General features: G+C 39.1%; 24 protein-coding genes and 1 riboswitch. Of the genes, 15 read left to right on the forward strand and 9 right to left on the reverse strand.

What is annotated here, in order from left to right:
- Positions 1–98: 98 nt before the first annotated feature.
- Positions 99–497: a DUF350 domain-containing protein gene (locus tag H9648_RS10090; protein ID WP_191753747.1), complete on the reverse strand. Its 399-nt coding sequence runs from the start codon at positions 495–497 to the stop codon at positions 99–101.
- A gap of 19 nt (positions 498–516) precedes the next feature.
- On the reverse strand, positions 517–840 hold the full coding sequence (locus tag H9648_RS10095) for an aminotransferase yhxA (protein ID WP_191753748.1): 324 nt from the start codon (positions 838–840) through the stop codon (positions 517–519).
- 176 nt (positions 841–1,016) lie between these two features.
- On the opposite strand from H9648_RS10095, the gene sigK reads away from it, so the two are divergent.
- The 3 genes from sigK to H9648_RS10110 all read left to right on the forward strand — a co-directional run bounded on the left by sigK (position 1,017) and on the right by H9648_RS10110 (position 4,164).
- Positions 1,017–1,724 carry an RNA polymerase sporulation sigma factor SigK gene (gene sigK, locus H9648_RS10100; RefSeq protein ID WP_066237772.1) on the forward strand — a complete coding sequence of 236 codons (708 nt, stop codon included), beginning with the start codon at positions 1,017–1,019 and terminating at the stop codon, positions 1,722–1,724.
- Positions 1,725–1,809: 85 nt separating this feature from the next.
- Positions 1,810–2,091, forward strand: coding sequence for an alpha/beta-type small acid-soluble spore protein (locus H9648_RS10105; RefSeq protein ID WP_191753749.1), 282 nt, complete (start codon positions 1,810–1,812; stop codon positions 2,089–2,091).
- 291 nt (positions 2,092–2,382) lie between these two features.
- On the forward strand, positions 2,383–4,164 hold the full coding sequence (locus tag H9648_RS10110) for a M3 family oligoendopeptidase (protein ID WP_191753750.1): 1,782 nt from the start codon (positions 2,383–2,385) through the stop codon (positions 4,162–4,164).
- A 495-nt stretch (positions 4,165–4,659) separates the two neighbouring features.
- Here H9648_RS10110 and mnhG read toward each other — a convergent pair whose 3' ends face one another.
- The 6 genes from mnhG to H9648_RS10140 are packed head-to-tail and all read right to left on the reverse strand — an operon-like array spanning position 4,660 to position 9,904.
- The gene (gene mnhG / locus H9648_RS10115; protein ID WP_318243512.1) at positions 4,660–5,013 is read right to left on the reverse strand and encodes a monovalent cation/H(+) antiporter subunit G; all 354 of its coding nucleotides are present in this window, start codon (positions 5,011–5,013) and stop codon (positions 4,660–4,662) included.
- Positions 4,985–5,275 carry a Na(+)/H(+) antiporter subunit F1 gene (locus tag H9648_RS10120; RefSeq protein WP_191753752.1) on the reverse strand — a complete coding sequence of 97 codons (291 nt, stop codon included), beginning with the start codon at positions 5,273–5,275 and terminating at the stop codon, positions 4,985–4,987. Before H9648_RS10120 ends, mnhG begins: the two co-directional genes overlap by 29 nt.
- Positions 5,272–5,748 carry a Na+/H+ antiporter subunit E gene (locus H9648_RS10125; RefSeq protein WP_144698928.1) on the reverse strand — a complete coding sequence of 159 codons (477 nt, stop codon included), beginning with the start codon at positions 5,746–5,748 and terminating at the stop codon, positions 5,272–5,274. The genes H9648_RS10120 and H9648_RS10125 overlap by 4 nt, the downstream gene beginning before the upstream one ends.
- 4 nt (positions 5,749–5,752) lie before the next feature.
- On the reverse strand, positions 5,753–7,228 hold the full coding sequence (locus H9648_RS10130; RefSeq protein WP_191753753.1) for a Na+/H+ antiporter subunit D: 1,476 nt from the start codon (positions 7,226–7,228) through the stop codon (positions 5,753–5,755).
- Positions 7,221–7,559, reverse strand: a complete 339-nt coding sequence (locus H9648_RS10135; RefSeq protein ID WP_137788810.1) for a Na(+)/H(+) antiporter subunit C — start codon at positions 7,557–7,559, stop codon at positions 7,221–7,223. Before H9648_RS10135 ends, H9648_RS10130 begins: the two co-directional genes overlap by 8 nt.
- Positions 7,559–9,904, reverse strand: coding sequence for a Na+/H+ antiporter subunit A (locus H9648_RS10140; RefSeq protein ID WP_191753754.1), 2,346 nt, complete (start codon positions 9,902–9,904; stop codon positions 7,559–7,561). Before H9648_RS10140 ends, H9648_RS10135 begins: the two co-directional genes overlap by 1 nt.
- A gap of 179 nt (positions 9,905–10,083) precedes the next feature.
- Between H9648_RS10140 and H9648_RS10145 the strand changes: the two genes are divergently transcribed.
- On the forward strand, positions 10,084–10,494 hold the full coding sequence (locus H9648_RS10145) for a hypothetical protein (protein ID WP_191753755.1): 411 nt from the start codon (positions 10,084–10,086) through the stop codon (positions 10,492–10,494).
- A 16-nt stretch (positions 10,495–10,510) separates the two neighbouring features.
- Here the strand turns inward: H9648_RS10145 and sda are convergent, their stop codons facing one another.
- Positions 10,511–10,654 carry a sporulation histidine kinase inhibitor Sda gene (sda, locus tag H9648_RS10150; RefSeq protein ID WP_144703357.1) on the reverse strand — a complete coding sequence of 48 codons (144 nt, stop codon included), beginning with the start codon at positions 10,652–10,654 and terminating at the stop codon, positions 10,511–10,513.
- A 499-nt stretch (positions 10,655–11,153) separates the two neighbouring features.
- On the opposite strand from sda, the gene H9648_RS10155 reads away from it, so the two are divergent.
- From H9648_RS10155 to H9648_RS10205, 11 genes are all read left to right on the forward strand, one after another.
- A complete protein-coding gene (locus H9648_RS10155) occupies positions 11,154–11,669 on the forward strand; it encodes a YqeG family HAD IIIA-type phosphatase (protein ID WP_191753756.1) in 516 nt (171 codons plus the stop codon).
- On the forward strand, positions 11,666–12,769 hold the full coding sequence (yqeH, locus tag H9648_RS10160) for a ribosome biogenesis GTPase YqeH (RefSeq protein WP_191754060.1): 1,104 nt from the start codon (positions 11,666–11,668) through the stop codon (positions 12,767–12,769). The genes H9648_RS10155 and yqeH overlap by 4 nt, the downstream gene beginning before the upstream one ends.
- A 15-nt stretch (positions 12,770–12,784) precedes the next feature.
- Entirely contained in the window at positions 12,785–13,612 is an 828-nt protein-coding gene (aroE, locus tag H9648_RS10165; RefSeq protein WP_191753757.1) for a shikimate dehydrogenase, read from the forward strand.
- 2 nt (positions 13,613–13,614) lie between these two features.
- Positions 13,615–13,905 carry a ribosome assembly RNA-binding protein YhbY gene (gene yhbY / locus H9648_RS10170; protein ID WP_191753758.1) on the forward strand — a complete coding sequence of 97 codons (291 nt, stop codon included), beginning with the start codon at positions 13,615–13,617 and terminating at the stop codon, positions 13,903–13,905.
- A 14-nt stretch (positions 13,906–13,919) separates the two neighbouring features.
- On the forward strand, positions 13,920–14,504 hold the full coding sequence (locus tag H9648_RS10175; protein WP_191753759.1) for a nicotinate-nucleotide adenylyltransferase: 585 nt from the start codon (positions 13,920–13,922) through the stop codon (positions 14,502–14,504).
- Positions 14,491–15,081 (forward strand): bis(5'-nucleosyl)-tetraphosphatase (symmetrical) YqeK, encoded by a 591-nt coding sequence (yqeK, locus tag H9648_RS10180; RefSeq protein ID WP_191753760.1) that lies wholly within the window; start codon positions 14,491–14,493, stop codon positions 15,079–15,081. Before H9648_RS10175 ends, yqeK begins: the two co-directional genes overlap by 14 nt.
- On the forward strand, positions 15,078–15,446 hold the full coding sequence (rsfS, locus tag H9648_RS10185) for a ribosome silencing factor (RefSeq protein WP_191753761.1): 369 nt from the start codon (positions 15,078–15,080) through the stop codon (positions 15,444–15,446). The genes yqeK and rsfS overlap by 4 nt, the downstream gene beginning before the upstream one ends.
- Entirely contained in the window at positions 15,447–16,187 is a 741-nt protein-coding gene (locus H9648_RS10190; RefSeq protein ID WP_191753762.1) for a class I SAM-dependent DNA methyltransferase, read from the forward strand. It abuts the gene before it with no gap.
- A gap of 90 nt (positions 16,188–16,277) precedes the next feature.
- The gene (locus H9648_RS10195) at positions 16,278–17,645 is read left to right on the forward strand and encodes a sigma-54 interaction domain-containing protein (protein WP_191753763.1); all 1,368 of its coding nucleotides are present in this window, start codon (positions 16,278–16,280) and stop codon (positions 17,643–17,645) included.
- Positions 17,646–17,958: 313 nt separating this feature from the next.
- The gene (locus tag H9648_RS10200; protein ID WP_191753764.1) at positions 17,959–19,353 is read left to right on the forward strand and encodes a GntP family permease; all 1,395 of its coding nucleotides are present in this window, start codon (positions 17,959–17,961) and stop codon (positions 19,351–19,353) included.
- A gap of 30 nt (positions 19,354–19,383) precedes the next feature.
- Positions 19,384–20,169 (forward strand): 3-hydroxybutyrate dehydrogenase, encoded by a 786-nt coding sequence (locus tag H9648_RS10205; protein ID WP_191753765.1) that lies wholly within the window; start codon positions 19,384–19,386, stop codon positions 20,167–20,169.
- A 57-nt stretch (positions 20,170–20,226) separates the two neighbouring features.
- Positions 20,227–20,429, forward strand: a riboswitch (cobalamin riboswitch).
- Positions 20,430–20,559 lie beyond the last annotated feature (130 nt).

Below are 20,559 nucleotides of genomic sequence, written 5' to 3' on the forward strand. Positions count from 1 at the left end.
CCCTAAAGAATATAGAGCTGAAGCCGCTTAGCTGGTTTTTATTATTTTCACTGTCTACTTGACAGGGTGCAGTTCAATGCCACATGCTTTTTTCTTTCCTAATATGTAAGACACTGAGCGATGACCCAACCAACGGAAACACTTAAAAACATGACAAGAAGTCCAACCGCTTTGTTATCTGCATCGATCGCTTTTGAGATGCTTGAACGAATCGCTAGGTGTTCTGCTACGAATAAAGCTACGATTTGTGCAATAATCCCGACTGATCCCCAAATCAGCAAATCAACTATGCTCAATGAATTTGCGATTGATGATCCAATGACAAAAGCAAGACCAAAAAGTCGTCCGCCAAGTGATAGAGCAGCTGCACAATTTCCTTTACTGATTAATTGAAGTTCTTTCGTTTTTGTTGTTAGTTCAAATATAATGAAGCCGGCAAAAAGTAATCCAAGCCCTGTAGCCGCATAAAGGGCAAAATTAAGAAATAAGTTCTCCATCTTCACAACTCCTCATGTTTTATCCGCCAAATCCTTTACTTCCTCCGAAGCCAGATCCACCGCCTTTGAAACTCGAACTACTTTTGTAGGATTTATAAGCAGAACTTTTTAATAAGCTGCTCTTACCTTTGAAATAACTTCCGCCGTAGAAATAGTGACCGAAATAGCGAGAACCGGAATCATCACATTCATAAACCCCATCGTCTTCATCCCATTCCCAATCTCGGCATTCGGCATCAGTTGGCTCTGGTGGGATATCTTGTGCTTGGTCGTTACAACCAGAGAGCATGACTGCAACAGATGCAGAGGATACACCTGCAATAAGCTTTTTTGTTTTATTCATATCTTCACCTCATTCCATGCTCCATTATAGTATGGATCACTCTGTATTAAAACCATTTATTTCTAGTACGTTTGAAAAATTAAAAAGGTTCCCTGGTTTTTAAAGATGTACAGACACACCCAAGCCCAGCACCGCATAAAGATAAGGGAATAGAGAATCGTCTTGGAGGTGCTGTCATGTCTTTAGTAGGTGTGTTGGCTTACTTTTTTAAGGAAGTTATGCTTTTTGTATCATACGTAAAAAATAACGCTTTTCCCCAGCCCCTGTCTGAAAATGAAGAAAAGCAGTACTTAAAAGAGATGGCCGAAGGAAACGAACATGCAAGAGCCATGTTGATTGAGCACAACTTAAGGCTTGTTGCGCATATCGTGAAAAAATTTGAAAACACAGGTGAAGATACGGAAGACTTAATATCAATTGGGACGATCGGACTGATAAAAGCTATTGAGAGCTATTCCAGAGGAAAGGGCACGAAGCTTGCCACGTATGCAGCTCGGTGTATAGAGAACGAGATCTTAATGCATTTAAGGGCACTAAAGAAAACAAAGAAAGATGTTTCCCTTCATGACCCGATCGGAACGGACAAAGAAGGAAATGAGATCACATTGATCGATGTGTTGAAAGCGGAAACAGAAGATGTTGTTGATGCCATCCAATTAAAGATGCAGAAGAAGAAGATATACGATTACATTCATGTATTGGATGACCGGGAAAAAGAAGTGATCGTAGGACGGTTTGGACTCGATCTTCAAAAAGAAAAAACACAGCGTGAGATCGCAAAACAGCTAGGGATTTCTAGAAGTTATGTTTCAAGGATCGAAAAGCGAGCGCTCATGAAGCTTTTTCATGAATTCTACCGCAGCCGCCAGCAATCAGAACGATAAATACTCACCTAAGAAGACTGGTAACAATTACAGTCTTTTTATTTTTTTTAATCGGACAAACTAAAGAAAAAAGGAGTTTTTGTATATGGCAAGAAGAAAACGACAGCCTATCGTCCCAGAAGCTAGAGAAGGGCTCGACCGGTTAAAAGCGAAAGTGATGAGAGAAGCAGGTTATAACGTATCAGATCAGTCACCAGATGATGTGAAGTATGAAGTAGCAAAAGACATGGGTGTGAACTTACAAAAAGGTTATAACGGTACGATCACGTCAAAAGACGCCGGAAAAGTAGGCGGACAGATCGGCGGAAGAATGGTAAAAGAGCTCATTCAGCAGGCAAAAGCGAATTTAGGTAAGCAAGTACGATAACTTGGTGTTTAGATATACAAAATAGGGAATAGAATAGGTAAAAAACCAGGAGGGGTTCTTATGCAAGATGCTGTACTTTATGGATCATTCGTAGTAATGCTGGCCTATTTTGTCTATGTTTCAATCGCAGAATAATGTGAAGCTCTCCTTGCTGAGGAGAGCTTCTTTTTTATATTTATAGAACGTACATAAAAAAATAAATCGAAAAAATAAACTTCATGGTCGATTTTTGTTTGAATATTTTTTATAATAAGAAAAGAGTGGAAATATGTACATATGGGGGGAGAAATAATGTTATTACAAGATTTAAGGCAAACATGGGAACTTGATTCCGTTTTTCCTGGTGGTAGTGAATCGAAAGAATTATTAACTGAAATAAATTGGACAGAGAACGAAGCGAAAGAATTAGCAAAAAAAGCAGATTCTTTCACGTTTTCAAACGAAACTTTCTTATCATTGATCAAAGAGCTTCAAAGTTTTTCTGAAAGACTATCAACTGCAGGAGCTTTCATTGGCTGTTTGATCGCTCAAGATGTAAAAGACAAGAAGGCGATGGCTCTTCGCGGTAGATTAGAATCGGTATACGCAGCATTCTCTAACGTGGGTTCAGTTATCGATCAAAAGTTAATGGATATTTCCGAAGATGCATGGAAAGATCTGATGAGTTTTCCTGAGTACGAACATATCGCGTTCTCTTTGAACGAGAGAAGAATGAATGCAAAAGAGAAGCTTGGCATCTCAGAAGAATCATTGATCAATGATCTAGCTGTAGACGGCTATCATGCTTGGTCAACGTTGTACGATCTAGTGGTGGGTAGAATCTCGATCAAAGTTGAGATTGATGGAAATGAAGAAGAACTTTCTGTAGGGCAAGCGGAGAATAAGTTTTCAAGTCCTGACCGTAACGTAAGAAAAGATACGTTCGAAAAATTTGTTCAAGCTTGGGATCACGAAGGAGAGTTCTGTGCAGCTTCACTAAATCACATCGCAGGATTTAGAAACGAGATCTACAGACACAGAGGCTGGGAAGAAACTTTAAAAGAGCCACTTGTGATCAATCGTATGCAGGAAGAGACTCTTTCAGCGATGTGGAACGCGATCACTTCTCAAAAAGAGATCTTTGTTAAATACTTAGATCGAAAAGCAAAACTTTTAGGTCTAGATAAATTAAGCTGGTATGATGTTGATGCACCATTATCTTCTGCAAACAGCAAGATGAGTTATGACGAAGCAGCTCAATTTATCGTAGAGCATTTCCGTACGCTCGCACCTAAGATGGCTGATTTCTCTGAAAAGGCGTTCCTAGACGGTTGGATTGAAGCAGAAGATCGTTCTGGGAAAAGACCAGGAGGATTTTGTACGGGGTTCCCAACTAAGAAAGAAACAAGAATCTTTATGACGTTCTCTGGAACACCAAGCAATGTCTCTACGTTAGCTCATGAGCTTGGTCATGCGTTCCATACGGATGTGTTAAAAGAGATGCCATACTACGCGACGAATTATGCAATGAACGTAGCTGAAACAGCTTCCACTTTTGCTGAGATGATCGTTGCTGATGCAGCGGTTTCAAACGCAAAATCGAAAGAAGAGAAAATTGCATTACTCGAAGATAAAGCTCAACGTTCCGTAGCCTTCTTTATGAACATTCATGCTCGTTTTCTGTTTGAAACGAGAATGTACGAAGAAAGAAAAGCGGGTCAGTTATCAGTAGAACGTCTATGTGAGCTGATGGAAGAAGCTCAAAAAGAAGCATTTAACGGTGCACTTGAAGAGTATCATCCTTATTTCTGGGCGTCTAAGCTTCATTTCTATATTACAGACGTACCGTTCTATAACTTCCCGTATACATTCGGTTATCTGTTCTCAGCGGGAATCTATGCAAAAGCGAAAGAAGAAGGCCCTTCATTCGAAGAAAAATATATCGCACTCCTACAAGATACAGGAAAGATGGAAGTGGAAGAGCTCGCACAAAAACATCTTGGCATAGATGTAACAAAGCAAGACTTCTGGTTAAAAGGTATTGAGCTTGCTGCAGCCGACGTAGAAGAGTTTTTGGCATTAACAGAAGAATAAACATAGAAACGGCGGTTCCTTTAAGAGGGATTGCCGTTTTTCATTAACACTGAAATTTCTAGAATTCGTTAACAAAGTTCTAAAATTATCAAGGTTTTACAATGGTGGGTATTAATTCGAACGATGTAATGCACAAAAAAAGCTTGGCTACATCATGCCAAGCTTTCTCAATGACCTAATATTCATCTCTTTTCAATCGTAATGGTACTAATCATAAGTACAGATAATCCAAACATCAGGAACATATAAAGAAATCCTGGTACTAGATCAACTGTCAGATAACCTGCACTTTCTTAAACGTTGAATCAATACGCTCTCTTTCGAGCATGAACATACAATCACTCCTCAAACGGGTAGCCAGCTAGAACGCAGTAAGTGTGCATCTTTCAAAGAGATAAACAAGTATTCTTAGATAAATAAACATATCCTTGTTCGTTGCTTAAAATAATATACCCATTTTAATCGTTATAGGACAACGAGTAAGTGATTTATGATTTAAGGAGTATTGGAGCTATCTTTCTTTTCAAGTTCATTGAATACCGTTTTTTCAGAGAGTGGTACTCCTGTTCTGTATGCTGCTCTTGAGATCATATGACCTGCTACTGGAGCAGTCATCAGAACAAACAGGATACCGAGTATCAATTTACCGCTGAACACATGCATTTCAAACAACACATAAATAAAGGACCCAATCAGAATTCCGGATACTCCTAATGTTGAGGCTTTACTGGCAGCATGAAGTCTTGAATAAACATCAGGAAAGCGGAGTACACCGAGTGTTCCTGAGAAAATAAAAAAGGTGCCAGCGATGAGGAAGAAGCTAATCACGATCTTGATCAATGATAACACCCTTTTCTAAAAATTTTGCAACAGCAACAGTTGCAATAAACGTCAATATGCCGATCAGCAAGATAATATCGTTCAACTGAACAGTGTCTAATATTATGGCCATAATACCAGTGATGGCGATCAAGTTAATGCCAATCGTGTCGAGTGCTACTACTCGATCTGGATTTGAAGGACCACTTACCGCTCGATAGAGAAGAAGCAGAATCGAGATGGTCGTTACGAATAAACAAACATGAACAACAATTGTGAACCAATCTGTCATCGTGTTACCTCCCTTATTGCTTTTTCAAATGATTCCTTAATGCTAACGATGGTTTCGTTAACATCTGGAAGATCGAGCGCATGGATATAAATATATCGTTGGTCTCGAGAGACATCTACAGACAGCGTTCCAGGAGTTAAGGTGATCAAGTTAGCAAGCAAGGTGATCTCCCAATTTTTTTTAACGTCAATCGGAAGTGCGAGTATACCAGGCTGAAAATCAAGCTTGGGTTTATAAACCCATTTTAGAACTTCGATATTAGCAAGAAGAAGTTCTCTTATGAATAAAAAGACGAGATAAAGAATCGCTCTCACATGTTTAAAATAGTACGAATCAGGAATGAAACGATTCAGCAAGTAGAGAAGTGCCGCTCCAATCACAAATCCAACTATAAAACTTGCGAAAGAGTAGCTCTCAGATAAAAACATCCAAATAACGCCGATCAGCAAATTTAGAATAAGTTGAAATGTCATGGAATTACTCCTTTAATACATAATCGATATAGATTTGCGGATCGATCAGACTGTCTGCTGCTGCTTGAACATACGGATAGAACCATTCTGCTCCAACACCTAGCAAGATAGAAATCGCGATCAATACAGCAGATGCTGCTAAACCTGAAGTTCTCACAGACTGTTTCGGCTCTTCCTTTAGCTCACCCCAGAAAGCTCCAATAAAGATGCGAATCACAGAAAATAAGATTAACAGACTCGATAATAATCCGACCCCAGCAGCAATATAATGTCCTTCATCCATCGCACCTCTTAAAAGGAGATATTTCCCGATAAAGCCACTAAAAGGCGGGATTCCAGCTAATATGAGAGCTGCGATAAAGAACATCCAACCCATAAGCGGTGCGGTTTTTATATAGCCGCCCATCTTTTTTAAATTAGAAGTTCCAGCATGCCAAACAAGTAGGCCGGCAAGGAAAAATAAAGCGGCTTTAATCGCCATATCATGAACAAGATAGTAAATCGTACCTGCAAGTGATTCTGCTGAGAACGTTCCTATACCGAGAAGCATAAAGCCGATCGCTGGCATGATATTATATGCGATGATCAATTTTACATTAGATGTAGAAAGGGCACCAATGACTCCGATGATCATGGTTAGAGTAGCTATCCATATGAAAAAGGTGTGTGTGAGCTCTAGTTTATGAGAAAAAATGAGTGTAAAGACTCTTAGCATAGAGTACACACCAACTTTAGTTAACAGTGCACCGAACAATGCAGAGACGATTGGTGATGGCACGATATACGATTTAGGAAGCCAAAAATACAATGGAAACAGAGCACCTTTTGTTGCAAAAACGATAAATAGCAGAATCCCAATTCCTGTTAAGATACCTTGCTGCTCTACTTGGCCAACACGTTCCCCGAGTTGCGCCATATTAACTGTACCTGTAACTGAGTAGAGAAAGGCTACCGTTGTAACAAATAGAATGGACGAAAACAAATTTAGTAGGATGTACTTAACAGATTCCCGAAATTGGTGCTTAGAACCACCGATGATGATCAGTCCATAGGATGCCATTAACAACACTTCAAAAAACACGAACAGGTTGAACAGATCTCCTGTTAAGAATGCACCACTCACCCCTGCGATCAGTAAGAAGAACAAAGGATAAAAATAGTGCTCTATCATTTTCTCTGTAACGGAAGAAAGTGCAAAGATCGCGGCAGTTAAAGCGATCACATTTACAGCAAGTATCATGATGACGGACAGCTTGTCAGCCACAAGGATGATTCCGTATGGGGCTTTCCAACCCCCAGTTTCCAAGGTTAAAGGTCCGGTGGAAAATACATGGTAACTTAAGAAGATCGATACACCGAAATTTAACAAGACCACTAGAAATGAAATGTTAACCGTTGCCTTTTGTTTCTTATTAAAGAAAACAAGCAAAGCTCCGAAAAACAAAGGTATAAATATTGGCAAGAATACTAAATTACTCATCATCTGTTCCCCTTAGCTGATCCATCATATCTGTCTTGTTGCTTTGATAGGTTCGATAAGCTAGTACAAGTAGAAAGCTCGTAACCCCAAAACTAATAACAATAGATGTCAGTATTAGCGCTTGAGGAAGAGGATCCGTATAGTCCTTGATCCCTTCTATTAAAATAGGAGGTTTTCCACGGTTTAATTTTCCCATCGTTAAGATAAACAAGTGAGCTCCATGTGACAAAAGCGCCGTACCAAGTACAATTTTTAATAACTGTTTCTGAAGTATAAGATAAACGCCGGCTGCAAATAACGTTCCGGCAAGTATAGACATAAGAATTTCCATTAGTGGTTCATGTCTCCTTTATCCCGGTATTTTATCATGGCATAAATGCCTAAAGCAGCTAGACCAAGTACTGCTATTTCGAATAAAGTATCCAAGCCACGGAAGTCAACAAGGATAACGTTGACGATATTGTCTCCACCGCCAAGCTTATAAGAGTTATCTACAAAATATTTTGAAATGCTATCAAAATATTTAGAGCTATGAGAAGAGATCGCTACTACAGTTAAGAGTGCTCCCGTTGAAGCTGCTATAACAAAATCGACAAGCTTTTCAGAAGATTTTTTGTCTGATTTTTTCAACTTTGGAAGATGCGCAAAGCATAGCAAGAAGAGAGCAACCGTTATGGTCTCAACGATAAGCTGTGTTAATGCGAGATCTGGTGCTCGGAAGAAAACAAACAATAATGAAAGACCATAACCTACAACTCCGATTACAATAATTGCAGCTATTCTTTGTGTCATCCAGATCGTTGCAATGGCAGCAACAGCCATAACAAAACCGACTAACACCTCAGGCCACGTAACAGGTGCTAAGTCATCAAACGCTATTTTAAATCCATCTGTGACATATATAAAGATTGATGTAGACACCACCAAGAAGACAAGAATGATGGATGTATACAATCGTAAGGAACCAGTCATATAAAACTTCGTAAATTTACTCGAAAAACTCAATAGGCCGTTTACGATAGACTGATATACGCGATCGGTTGAAAACTTTCCAGGTACTCTATTAAAGATAGGTTGCCATCTTTTTAGCGTTAGAGCGAGAATAGTTCCAACTGCAACTACAATAAGAGACAAATGCAAAGGCGTATTGTCAAAGCCATGCCAAAAAGCTAAGTGAGTCAATGCAAAATCTCCTGTTACTGAAGCAACAGCCGGTGCAAGTAATGATTCATTGATCAAGTTTGGCAATAATCCGATCAAAACGACAAATCCAATAAGGATAATCGGAGATATTAGCATACCGATTGGCGCTTCGTGAGGTTTTTTCTCAAGTTGATCTAACTTGGCTTTACCTGTAAATGTGCCAAATACTAAATACATAGAATAAACGAATGTGAAGATACTTCCGATTACGGCTAGCCACGGAATCCACTCTGCAAACGTTCCAGCAAAACCGCTCGTTTGTTCTAATTTTAATGAAGAATCAAAGAACATTTCTTTACTTAAAAATCCATTGAAGATCGGAAGCGGAAAGCCAGCCATGGAGAATGCTCCAAAGAATGCTAGAGTGGCGGAGATTGGCATAAATGTATAGAGTCCGCCAAGTCTTCTGATATCCCTCGTTCCTGTCTCATGATCAACAATACCCGCTATCATGAACAAGCTGCCTTTAAAGGTAGCGTGGTTAAAGATATGGAATATCGCAGCGAGTGTAGCAATGCCTGTACCAAATCCGAGCATCGTCATGATCATACCAAGCTGGCTGATCGTTGAATAAGCTAGTATACCTTTTAAATCAGTCTGGCGAGACGCGAGGATCGATCCTAAACAGAGTGTGATCAGACCCACACCAGAAACGATGATGAAAAATACATCCGTCCCACTAAAGATGAGAGAAAACCTCGCTACAAGATAGATCCCTGCTTTAACCATCGTTGCAGAGTGAAGGTATGCACTAACTGGAGTTGGTGCTTCCATCGCATCAGGAAGCCAGCTGTGAAACGGGAACTGTGCCGATTTTGTAAAAGCTCCGATTAGTAGCAATATCAATATCGGAATAAATAGATCGCTCTCAATAATGTCAGACCGATTCGCGATCATTTCTCGTATACTGTTCGTTTCGGCTGTAATGGATAGGAGTATGAGAGCACCTAACATGGACAGTCCGCCAAAAACAGTTACGAGCATTGATTTTTGTGCACCATATGTGGAACGTTCACGATAAAACCAAAATCCAATTAATAGAAAGGATGAGATACTCGTGAACTCCCAAAAGGTATAAAGTACGAATACGTTGTCAGATAGAACGACGCCAAGCATCGATCCCATAAATAATAATAGATAAACATAGAAATGGACGAGCTGTTCTCTTTTCGATAAATAAAAGATGGAATAAAGTACGACTAGTGTTCCGATTCCGGTGATTAATAGCGAAAAAAGCATGCTAAGTCCATCCAAGTAAAAACTTAATTGGATGTCTAGAGATGGAATCCAATTTGCAATGCTTTGAACGATCTTCCCTTCAGCCAATGTAGGCAGTTTTGAAATAAACAGAATAAAAAGCACTGTAGGAACAGGCAGAACAAACCAACCAGTATGTATCCGGTCTACTTTCTTAGCGGCAAGTCCAATTAGCAATGCTGCTAAAAAAGGTATGAGTATGTAGATGTGCAACATGAATACCGGTAAACCTCCTTAAAACCCAAAAATAATCGTCATAGTCCATTACATTGTAAGCAAAACCTTTCCTTTTTAGCAAATACTTTACCAAAGAGAAACTCTCTAATCAGATTGATTTTGCATCTCTTGAATATCCTTCCCAAAAAATACCTAACCTATTTGAGAGGTGATTGAAAATGAGACTACTACATACATACGGAATACTCTTGATTTTGTTTCAACTAACTGGCTGTTTAAATGATTCTATTTATAAAAGAGATGAGACGAGTCCAAAGTTTCAACCGAGAGAATACTACAGGAAGCACGTTAGCTTCTCTGAAGCAGGCGTTTCAAATGCCTCTTCATTAGCAGAAGAAATGAAAAGGGAAATTACGAAAGATAAATTTATTAAACGTGCAGTAGTTGTTAAAGACGGCGGCAAATACGTAGTGGCGATTCAGATGAAGTCTTATCACTACAAAAAAGCAGAATCTTTGAGTGAAAAATACAAGCTGGCGTGGGAAGAACAGTGGAGAATTCCAATTGAAATAACTTTTAATCCAGGAGAATATCGAAAAGTAGAACGAGAGTTGGCCACAAAAAAATAGAGCGTATGTTTACGCTCTACATTAGAACTTGCTGTAATCTAGCATGAAGAGATCTTCTATCGATTTCTTTTTTAATAAGTAAAATAAAGTCATTGCTAAGTTTCAGTTCCCTAGCTTTTAAATAGGACTCAATCAACAGGTCGTCTGAAAGTTTTTCCATAATATAGCCCTTTAATAGCGGCATGGTCACCTCCTGCTTTTAATAGAAAATGGTGAAAAGTATTCTACATTCATATTTGAGTGAATATGATGATAAGTTCATGATTTATGTACTTGCCTTATGTACTTTGAAGCTTACCATGTATTGTAAAAAGGAACAACCGTTCGTTTATCCACAGTGTTTGGTGGATAAGTTGTGGGTAAAATGTTAACATCTTTAAGAAAGATAGCGGATACTTGGGTAAATAATGTGAATAAGATTATCCACACTTTGGCTAGGGGAACAATATGTCGAAAACTTTTTATTTATTTCTAAAAGCGAATATTTTTATCACCGAATAAAAAATTTTCTTGCTTAAATATTTTATTTAGCCGAAAAACCTTATGGAAAGCTCTTGAAAATTATATATAATGACAGTTATTGTAGAAAAATCGTTTGTACTTCCTTTCATTACTGGTAAAATAGATACGTTGAAAAGGAAACGTGAAGAGGTGCTAGAATGTTAAAACATTTTTTACCGGATCAACATGTTCAAAATATAGTGGACATCACACCGGAAATGTTAGTTGAACGAGGAGTAAAAGGTATTATCACAGATTTGGATAATACGCTTGTGGAATGGGATAGACCTGAAGCGACTCCAGAATTGATCGAGTGGTTTACTTCTATTAAAGAAAAAGGTATTTTGATCACAATTGTTTCAAACAATACACAACATAGGGTGAAGAGCTTCTCAGACCCTGTAGGCATTCCGTTTATCTATAGTGCGAGAAAGCCAATGACCAAAGCTTTCAAGCGCGCTTTGAAAGATATGAAGCTGAAAAATGAACAAGTTGTTGTTATCGGAGATCAGCTTCTTACTGACGTACTTGGCGGAAATCGATTAGGTTTGCATACTATACTCGTTGTACCAGTGGCTAGCAGTGACGGTTTTTGGACAAGGTTTAACAGAAAGATCGAACGCATCATATTGTCTTGGATGAAAAGAAAAGGCATGCTGCATTGGGAGGAATAGGTTTGGAACAAATTAAATGTGTGGGTTGTGGAGTTTCCATACAAACAGAAGACAAAGAAGCGCTTGGATACGCACCTCTTTCGGCACTGACGAAAGAGCTGCCTATTTGCCAGCGCTGTTTTCGTTTAAAACACTATAACGAAATTCATGACGTGAGTTTAACAGATGATGATTATCGTAAAATTGTCTCAAGTATTGGAGATGAAGATGCGTTAGTTGTTAAAATTGTTGATATTTTTGATTTTAATGGAAGCTGGCTCCCGGGACTCCATCGTTATGCGGGGAACAACCCAATCCTTCTTGTCGGAAATAAGCTTGATCTGCTTCCAAAATCAGTGAATCCGAACAAGGTGATACATTGGATGAAGAAGGAAGCGAAAGAGTTAGGCTTAAAGCCGATTGATGTCAAATTGATCTCTGCTGATAAAGGATATGGTATTGAAGAGTTGGCAGAGTCTATTGATTATTATCGCCAAGGAAAAGATGTATACGTGGTAGGCTGCACAAATACAGGGAAATCAACGTTTATTAACCGTTTGATCAAACAATATGGCGAAGAAGCTGCTGATTTGATCACAACTTCTCATTTTCCAGGAACAACGTTAGATCTCATTGATATTCCACTCGATGGAAGAAGTCACATGTACGATACGCCTGGAATCATAAATCACCATCAGATGGCACATTATGTTTCTAAAAAAGAACTGAATATCATCATGCCTAAAAAAGAAATTAAACCTATGGTGTTTCAGTTGAATGAGTTGCAGACTCTGTATTTTGGCGGACTCGGAAGAATGGATTATATAAAAGGCGGCAAACAGTCATTTGTATGCCATTTTTCAAACCACTTGAATATTCATCGAACGAAGACCGACAAAGCGGACGAACTATATGAGAATCATCTTGGTGACATGTTAGCTCCACCTGAAGATACGGAGAACTTTCCGAAGCTAAAACGCTATGAATTTGTTATAAAGGAAAGCAAAACAGATATTGTGATCTCTGGACTAGGCTGGGTAACCTTCCCAGAAGCAGGTGCGAAGGTCGCTTTTTATGCACCAGAGGGTGTAGCAGTAACGGTTCGAAAATCCTTAATCTAAGGAGAGATTTTCATCATGATTAAAGCACTTGTCATCGGAGATCCAATCGATCATTCCTTATCACCTGTCATGCAAGAGGCGGCATTTCAGCAAACAGGTATTTCTGGAACATATGAAAAAAAACGTGTACCTTCTGATGAATTAGAGGCGTTCGTTAATTTTTTGAAAAATAACCACTATGCAGGATGCAATATTACCATCCCTCACAAAGTATCGATTCTTCCACTTTTGGATGAGATTGATGAGGAAGCAAAAGAGATAGGCGCTGTTAACACAGTCGTGAATAAAGATGGGAAATTGATTGGATATAACACAGACGGTAAGGGATTCTTACTGAGTTTAAAAGAAAAGATCAGTAAGCCGCTTTCAGATCTAAACGTTCTCCTGATCGGTGCTGGCGGAGCTGCTCGATCTATCGCTTATGCTCTAAGTAAAGAAGGGCCAAAATATATGGCGATAGCGAATCGTTCAGAAGGACGTCTTCATTCTTTATTAAAAGATTTGAAGGATGCGCGTATAGAAGGTATGTCTTTACAAAAAGCTGAAGAAAATCTTGGTCGTTTTGATGTGTTAATCAACACGACCAACGCTGGTATGCACCCAGATACTGAGTCGGTTCCGCTTAACCTTAATTTGCTGAAGACAGGCGCAGTAGTGAGTGATATCGTATATAATCCGCTAACAACAAGATGGCTTAAAGAAGCTGAGGAAAAAGGCGCTACTACTGATAATGGTGTATCTATGCTCGTTATGCAAGGAGCTATGGCATTTGAAAAGTGGACAGGTACTTTTCCAGATACAAATAATATGAAACAAGTCGTTATGGAACAACTTAGGAGGTAACTATGCTTACAGGTAAACAAAAACGTTTTTTACGATCAAAGGCACACCATATTCAACCTATCTTTCAGGTAGGTAAAGGTGGAGTTAATTCAAATCTAGTCAAGCAGGTTGACGAAGCATTAGAAGCTAGAGAGCTAATAAAAGTCAGCATCCTTCAAAACTGTGAAGATGATAAGGATACAGTAGCGTCACAGCTTTCTTCTGGTTCAAAATCGCAGTTAGTACAAGTGATTGGAAGCACGATCGTACTGTACAAAGAATCGGTCAATCAAAAACGCATCCAACTCCCTTAAGGAGTGACATAGGTATGAATAGAAAAATTGGACTTTTTGGAGGCACGTTTAATCCACCACATATCGGACATATGCTTATCGCTCAAGAGGCATTAACTCAATTGCATCTAGATGAAGTGTGGTGGATGCCTTCCTCTACGCCTCCTCATAAGGAAAAAGACAATGAAGTCTCTGATATGCACCGAATAGAAATGGTTCATAAAGCAATTGGTAACAATGAGCAATTTTCCCTTTCTTTGCTTGAGTTTGAGAGAAGTGGACCTTCATATACTATTGATACGATACACCTTTTGAAGGAGAAATATCCCCAAGAAAACTTCACTTTTATAATGGGTGGAGATATGGTTCATTCATTAAGCAGCTGGCATAAAATTGAAGAGTTAAAAGACCTTATTGATTTTGCGGGTGTTGTTCGTGCAGGATATGCCGTTGATCATCATTGGGAGAGGTATCGAGTAAAGCATGTAGAAGTACCTATTATCGAGATCTCGTCGTCATTTATCCGTAATCGATCACGTGCGGGTCAGAATATGCGTTACTATGTCTCAGATGAGGTCTGGAATCATATAAAGGAGAACCACCTTTATGGAACGAACTAAAGCACTTGAAATTGTGAAAAAACAGCTTACAGAGCACCGTTTTATCCATACGTTAGGAGTGGAAGAAACAAGTCTTGCCCTAGCAGAGAAATATGGAGTGGATCCAAAAAAAGCAGAAACCGCCGCCATATTTCATGATTATGCTAAATTTCGGCCAAAAGAAGAAATGAGAGATATCGTACGAAGCGAAGGACTTTCACAAGAATTGTTGTACTATGGAAATGAAGTATTGCATGCACCAGTTGGAGCGTTTCTAGTTGAAAAAGAAGTTGGAATAACAGACAGAGATGTTTTAAGTGCTATCTATTACCATACAACAGGTCAAGGAGCGATGACTGAGCTTGAAAAAGTGATATTTTTAGCAGACTACATCGAGCCGAACCGTCAGTTTCCAGGTGTGGAAAATGTTAGAGAGATGGCAGAGAATGATCTTGATCAAGCTTGTTTGATGGCCGTTAAAAACACGATCACGTTTTTAATGAAACAGAATCAAAAAATCTATCCACTCACGTTTGAAGCGTATAACGGATTGCTTCAAGAGATTAAACTAAAAAATAAAAAGGAGTGCACTGGATGAACATAAAAGAGCTTATGGAATTGGTCGTAAAGACCACAGATGATAAAAGAGCAGAGAACATTGCCGTGTTAGATATGGAAGGAATCTCGCTTGTAGCAGATTACTTTGTTATCTGTCATGGTAATTCTGAGAAACAAGTTCAAGCCATTGCAAGGGAACTAAAAGATGTTGCCCTGGAGAATGATATTCAGATTCGCCGAATGGAAGGATATGACCATGCAAGATGGGTTTTGATCGATTTAGCAAATATCGTTGTTCATGTATTTCATCGTGATGACCGCAGTTATTATAACCTTGAGAAATTATGGGGAGATGCCAATAAGATAGATGTAGATGCTATCATTGCCCCACAACAAAACTTATAGATGAGTTATCAGCGATTTGCCTATCTATACGATGAGTTGATGGAGGATGCTCCATACGATGAATGGCTTAACTTTGTTAAAACATCCGCCTCAAAACATTTAGAAAGTGGAAAGCGTTTTTTAGATGTGGGTTGTGGTACGGGTTCGATGACGATTCTACTCGCAAAAGAAGGCTTTGATGTTACCGGAGTTGATCTTTCTTCAGACATGTTGATGGTCGCTAAGGAAAAAGCTGAAGCTGAAAAGGTTAACCTTTCTCTTTTTCAGCAAGATATGCGAGAGTTAGAAGGACTAGGAGTATATGATTGCGTCACGATATTATGTGATTCGCTTAATTACATCTTAACTGAGGAAGATGTGAAACGTACTTTTCTTTCAGCGGCTAGTCACCTAAAAACAGGAGGACTTCTTCTTTTTGATGTTCATTCCTTACATAAGATTAATGAAATCTTTATTGGACAAACCTTCGGGAGTAACGAAGAGAAGCTCTCTTACATATGGCAGTGCTACCAAGGTGAGCTTCAAAATAGTGTGGAACACGACTTATCCTTCTTTATGCAGAATGGAGAACGATACGAACGATATGATGAGCTTCATACACAACGAACATTTTCCGTCGAGGACTATTGCAATTGGTTAAGAGAATGTGGTTTTGAACATCTAGAGGTCTCCGCCGATTTTAAAGGAACAGAACCTACCGAAGAAAGTGAACGAATCTTATTTGTTGCGAGAAAAAAATAAAATGATGAGAAGGCAGCCTTTGTGCTGTCTTTTTGATTAGGAAGCGTTACAATTACACTTAAGATTTCTATAGAATTAGGTGATATATACATGTTTGATCAAGATCCATTGTTCAAGAACAATATTCTAGAGACGATCATCGATAGTGCTTACGAGTGGATAGTCGTTGTTGATCACGAAGGAATCGTCCGATACATGAATAAAACGTACTGCGAGTTTCTTGGCGAAAATCCTAAAGAAGTAATAGGAAAGCATGTTACAAAGGTAATTGAAAATACAAAAATGCACAAAGACGTTTTACAAGGAAAAGTTGAGATTGCGGACCTTCAGTTCATTAGAGGCAACTATATGATCGCAAACCGAATTCCTATCCTAAACGAAGGAAAAGTGATAGGAGCTGTTGGTACAGTCATATTTAGAGATACAGAGCAATGGAAAAAGATGAACTCTCACATAAAAGCCCTTCTTCACGAACTCAATTTTTATAAAAAAGAGTGGGAAGAAATTAATGGTGCTTCCTATACATTGAATGATTTTGCAGGTACATCAGCAGAAGTCCAAAAAGTAAAGAAGCATGTGAAAAATATTGCCAGTGGAGATTTATCGGTGTTGATTCGTGGGGAGAGCGGTACAGGAAAAGAGTTGCTTGCCCATAGTATTCATCAATTAAGTGAAAGAAGTGGCAAGCCCTTTATTAAACTGAATTGTGGTGCAGTGCCAGAGCATCTGTTTGAATCTGAGCTATTCGGCTATTCTGAAGGAGCATTTACAGGAGCTAAAAAAGGCGGAAAATTAGGTAAGTTTCAGCTTGCAGATGGTGGAACTTTGTTCTTGGACGAGATTGGGGATCTTCCCCAAAGCATGCAAATAAAACTGCTGCGTGTTCTACAAGAAAAAGAAGTAGAGCCAGTAGGAGCTGTTCAACCCCAAAAAGTAAACGTGCGAGTGATCGCTGCTACAAATCGCTCATTAGAAGGCTTGATTAATGAGAATAAGTTTCGTGAAGATTTGTTTTATCGCATAAATGTCCTGCAGATCCAAATACCTCCACTTCGTCAGAGAAAAGAAGATATCTGGCCTCTCGCAGAAAATTTCATTCGATTGAACTGTGCTGAAACAGGTAAACGAATTCTAAGTATCGATGAAGATGTAAAAGAAGCATTCTTAGAATACAACTGGCCGGGTAATGCGAGAGAACTAAAGAATTTTGTTGAGGCAGGCATCCAACTTACCCATAGTGACCGATTGTCGCTAGATGTTTTTCCAGATTTTTTAAAAGAAAAGCTCGGGGTCAATAAGAAGCAGCTGACCCTTAAAGAACACGTTCAGGAAACTGAGAAAAATGTGATCTCTTACTACTTGGAGACGATGAACGGCGATATTATGCGTGTCGCTAAACATCTAGGCATCGGTAAGACGAACCTATATGATAAGATAAAAAAATATAACATTCGATAATCTGCTTAGCTTTTCCGAGAAAACGGAACGTTCTTCCGTTTTCTCGGAATAATTCATTTTATTAATTAAACGAGATTTTTAAGTGTCATCTATGGTAATTCTACCTTTCTAAAATCACAAACTATAAGTATCTCTATTATTTTTTCCGTTTTTTCGGAAAATTAATATGATGATGTATACCCATTATACGTTCTAATGTTGGCATGAATCTTGCATATAAACTACAGGGTGTAACAGATTTGGAAAGGTGATGATGACAAAAAAATGAAAGCGCTTCAAAAATATTGAATTGATAGAATGGGGGAACTTGAAAATGGACATTATTATTATTTTATTAGCTTTATTCTTTTTAATGTTCGTAGCTTACAGAGGATTCAGTGTTATTTTATTCGCGCCGATCGCTGCATTGTTTGCTGTATTGCTTACGGAACCTGGTCACGTATTACCTTTCTTCTCGGGTGTATTTATGGAGAAGATGGTAGGTTTCATTAAACTTTATTTCCCGGTCTTCTTACTAGGAGCGATATTCGGGAAAGTTATTGAAATGTCAGGTTTCGCAAAATCAATCACTCAGTTTGTCATCAAACTGATCGGACCTGCTAGAGCGATGCTTGCGATCGTACTTGTTGGGGCAATTTTAACTTATGGCGGGGTATCATTATTTGTTGTTGCTTTTGCACTCTACCCGTTTGCATCTGAGCTTTTTAAACTTGCTGATATTCCTAAAAGACTCATACCGGGTACGATTGCGTTAGGTGCTTTTACTTTTACGATGGATGCTTTTCCAGGAAGTCCGCAGATTCAAAATATAATTCCTACATCTTTCTTCGGAACAACAACATGGGCTGCACCATGGCTCGGGTTTATCGGAGGGATGTTTGTTTTCATCTTGGGAATGATCTACCTTGAGTGGAGACGTAGACAAGCGGCGGCAAAAGGTGAAGGATACGGAGAAGGTCATACGAATGAGCCTGAAAAGCTGGATTCTGAAAATCTGCCAAATGCTTTTATAGCCATTCTTCCGCTTATTTTAGTAGGAGTGTTCAATAAATGGTTCACCGTCCTAATTCCTCAGTATTACGGTAAGACGTTTGATTTTTCTGCTATTGGCATGAAGAACGTGCCTGAGATTCAGATCCCAACACTTGCTGCTGTATGGGCAGTTGAAGGAGCTTTGATCATTGGTATCGTAACCGTTCTATTGTTCTCTTTCAAGAGAATTAAAAACAATTTTAATAAAGGAATCAATCTATCCATAGGGGGAGCGTTACTTGCAACATTAAATACAGCATCAGAGTATGGATTTGGTGGTGTAATCGCAGCACTTCCTGGCTTTACTGCAGTAAACTCGGCGATGTCAAATACGATCAAAGACCCGTTGATCAATGAAGCGGTTACGACTACGACGTTAGCAGGTATTACTGGATCGGCGTCTGGCGGGATGAGTATAGCACTCGCAACCATGAGTGAAACGTATATCGCACAAGCAGATAAACTAGGAATTGATACAGAAGTACTTCATCGTGTTGCTTCAATGGCGAGTGGTGGAATGGATACACTTCCTCACAACGGTGCTGTTATTACGTTGTTAGCCGTTACAGGTTTAACGCACAAACAAGCGTATATCGATATTTTTGCGATGACGATCATTAAAACAATAGCCGTGTTCGTAATCATTGGTTTGTATTATGGATTTGGTATCGTTTAAAACATTTTCTGAAAAAGGAGTAATTATTCCATGAGAGCGTTTGTTGAAGGGAAAGTTGTTTTTATTACGGGAGCAGCCAGTGGAATCGGTTTGCAGTTGGCAAAGGCTTTTGCTGAACAAGGAGCAAAAGTTGTGATCAGTGATTTGAATGATGAGAAGGCAAAGGAATCTGCACAACTGTTAGCACAAGATGGTCTTGTAGCAATCGGACTTGGCTGTAATGTGACCAAGGAAGAAGATATAATAACAGCGTTGGACGAAACACTGAAATATTTCGGACGCATCGATGTCCTCATCAACAATGCAGGATTGCAGTATGTATCTCCACTTGAAGAATTCCCGACTGAGAAATTCCAGCAATTGATCAGTGTAATGCTTACGGCGCCATTTATTGCAACAAAACATGTATTTCCTATCATGAAGAAACAAGGGTTCGGACGCGTTATCAACATGGCGTCCATTAATGGCCTTGTAGGTTTTGCGGGAAAATCTGCATACAACAGCGCGAAACATGGAGTTATTGGTTTAACGAAGGTGGCTGCCTTAGAAGGTGCACCACATGGAATAACGGTAAATGCGGTTTGTCCGGGATATGTTGACACACCTCTTGTAAGAGGGCAATTAGAAGATCTGGCGAAAACGAGGAAGGTAGAGTTAGAAAAAGTTTTGGAAGAAGTCATCTATCCTCTTGTTCCACAAAAAAGATTGTTAGATGTTCAAGAAATTGCAGATTACACACTCTTTCTTTCAAGTGATAATGCGAAAGGTGTTACAGGGCAAGCGATTGTGATCGACGGTGGATATGTCGCACAATAAACGATGGATTATTTATTGACATTCACTATATTTAGTGTCAAAGTATATATTACAAACCTATATATGGAGAATTCAGGTGCCGGATTATCCGGCTTAAAAGGGAATTCGGTGCAATGCCGAAGCTGTCCCCGCAACTGTAATTGTGGACGAAATGGAATAGCCACTGTACAGATTAGTTATTTTGAAATGACTGCTGTATGGGAAGGCCCAAAGTAGGAAGAAGCAAAAGCCAGTAGACCTGCCTGAAGACTCCTATTTTCTTTTCCTCGGGGATTGGGAGAAAGAACAGCGGCTGTTTTATGCGGACGATTGTCTGGCAAAATAAACGTGATTCTTTCACCCTCTTCCTGATGGAAGAGGGTTTTTATTTTGACTAAGGAGTGTATAAAC

It is taken from the genome of Fictibacillus norfolkensis (assembly GCF_014836645.1).
Lineage (GTDB): Bacteria > Bacillota > Bacilli > Bacillales > Fictibacillaceae > Fictibacillus > Fictibacillus norfolkensis.

What these genes read in the sequence shown, in the direction of transcription:
- H9648_RS10090 (WP_191753747.1), bottom strand. Translation starts at nt 497, where the DNA reads ATGGAGAACTTATTTCTTAATTTTGCCCTTTATGCGGCTACAGGGCTT.
- H9648_RS10095 (WP_191753748.1), bottom strand. Translation starts at nt 840, where the DNA reads ATGAATAAAACAAAAAAGCTTATTGCAGGTGTATCCTCTGCATCTGTT.
- sigK (WP_066237772.1), top strand. Translation starts at nt 1,017, where the DNA reads ATGTCTTTAGTAGGTGTGTTGGCTTACTTTTTTAAGGAAGTTATGCTT.
- H9648_RS10105 (WP_191753749.1), top strand. Translation starts at nt 1,810, where the DNA reads ATGGCAAGAAGAAAACGACAGCCTATCGTCCCAGAAGCTAGAGAAGGG.
- H9648_RS10110 (WP_191753750.1), top strand. Translation starts at nt 2,383, where the DNA reads ATGTTATTACAAGATTTAAGGCAAACATGGGAACTTGATTCCGTTTTT.
- H9648_RS10120 (WP_191753752.1), bottom strand. Translation starts at nt 5,275, where the DNA reads ATGACAGATTGGTTCACAATTGTTGTTCATGTTTGTTTATTCGTAACG.
- H9648_RS10125 (WP_144698928.1), bottom strand. Translation starts at nt 5,748, where the DNA reads ATGACATTTCAACTTATTCTAAATTTGCTGATCGGCGTTATTTGGATG.
- H9648_RS10130 (WP_191753753.1), bottom strand. Translation starts at nt 7,228, where the DNA reads ATGAGTAATTTAGTATTCTTGCCAATATTTATACCTTTGTTTTTCGGA.
- H9648_RS10135 (WP_137788810.1), bottom strand. Translation starts at nt 7,559, where the DNA reads ATGGAAATTCTTATGTCTATACTTGCCGGAACGTTATTTGCAGCCGGC.
- H9648_RS10140 (WP_191753754.1), bottom strand. Translation starts at nt 9,904, where the DNA reads ATGTTGCACATCTACATACTCATACCTTTTTTAGCAGCATTGCTAATT.
- H9648_RS10145 (WP_191753755.1), top strand. Translation starts at nt 10,084, where the DNA reads ATGAGACTACTACATACATACGGAATACTCTTGATTTTGTTTCAACTA.
- sda (WP_144703357.1), bottom strand. Translation starts at nt 10,654, where the DNA reads ATGGAAAAACTTTCAGACGACCTGTTGATTGAGTCCTATTTAAAAGCT.
- H9648_RS10155 (WP_191753756.1), top strand. Translation starts at nt 11,154, where the DNA reads ATGTTAAAACATTTTTTACCGGATCAACATGTTCAAAATATAGTGGAC.
- aroE (WP_191753757.1), top strand. Translation starts at nt 12,785, where the DNA reads ATGATTAAAGCACTTGTCATCGGAGATCCAATCGATCATTCCTTATCA.
- yhbY (WP_191753758.1), top strand. Translation starts at nt 13,615, where the DNA reads ATGCTTACAGGTAAACAAAAACGTTTTTTACGATCAAAGGCACACCAT.
- H9648_RS10175 (WP_191753759.1), top strand. Translation starts at nt 13,920, where the DNA reads ATGAATAGAAAAATTGGACTTTTTGGAGGCACGTTTAATCCACCACAT.
- yqeK (WP_191753760.1), top strand. Translation starts at nt 14,491, where the DNA reads ATGGAACGAACTAAAGCACTTGAAATTGTGAAAAAACAGCTTACAGAG.
- rsfS (WP_191753761.1), top strand. Translation starts at nt 15,078, where the DNA reads ATGAACATAAAAGAGCTTATGGAATTGGTCGTAAAGACCACAGATGAT.
- H9648_RS10190 (WP_191753762.1), top strand. Translation starts at nt 15,447, where the DNA reads ATGAGTTATCAGCGATTTGCCTATCTATACGATGAGTTGATGGAGGAT.
- H9648_RS10195 (WP_191753763.1), top strand. Translation starts at nt 16,278, where the DNA reads ATGTTTGATCAAGATCCATTGTTCAAGAACAATATTCTAGAGACGATC.
- H9648_RS10200 (WP_191753764.1), top strand. Translation starts at nt 17,959, where the DNA reads ATGGACATTATTATTATTTTATTAGCTTTATTCTTTTTAATGTTCGTA.
- H9648_RS10205 (WP_191753765.1), top strand. Translation starts at nt 19,384, where the DNA reads ATGAGAGCGTTTGTTGAAGGGAAAGTTGTTTTTATTACGGGAGCAGCC.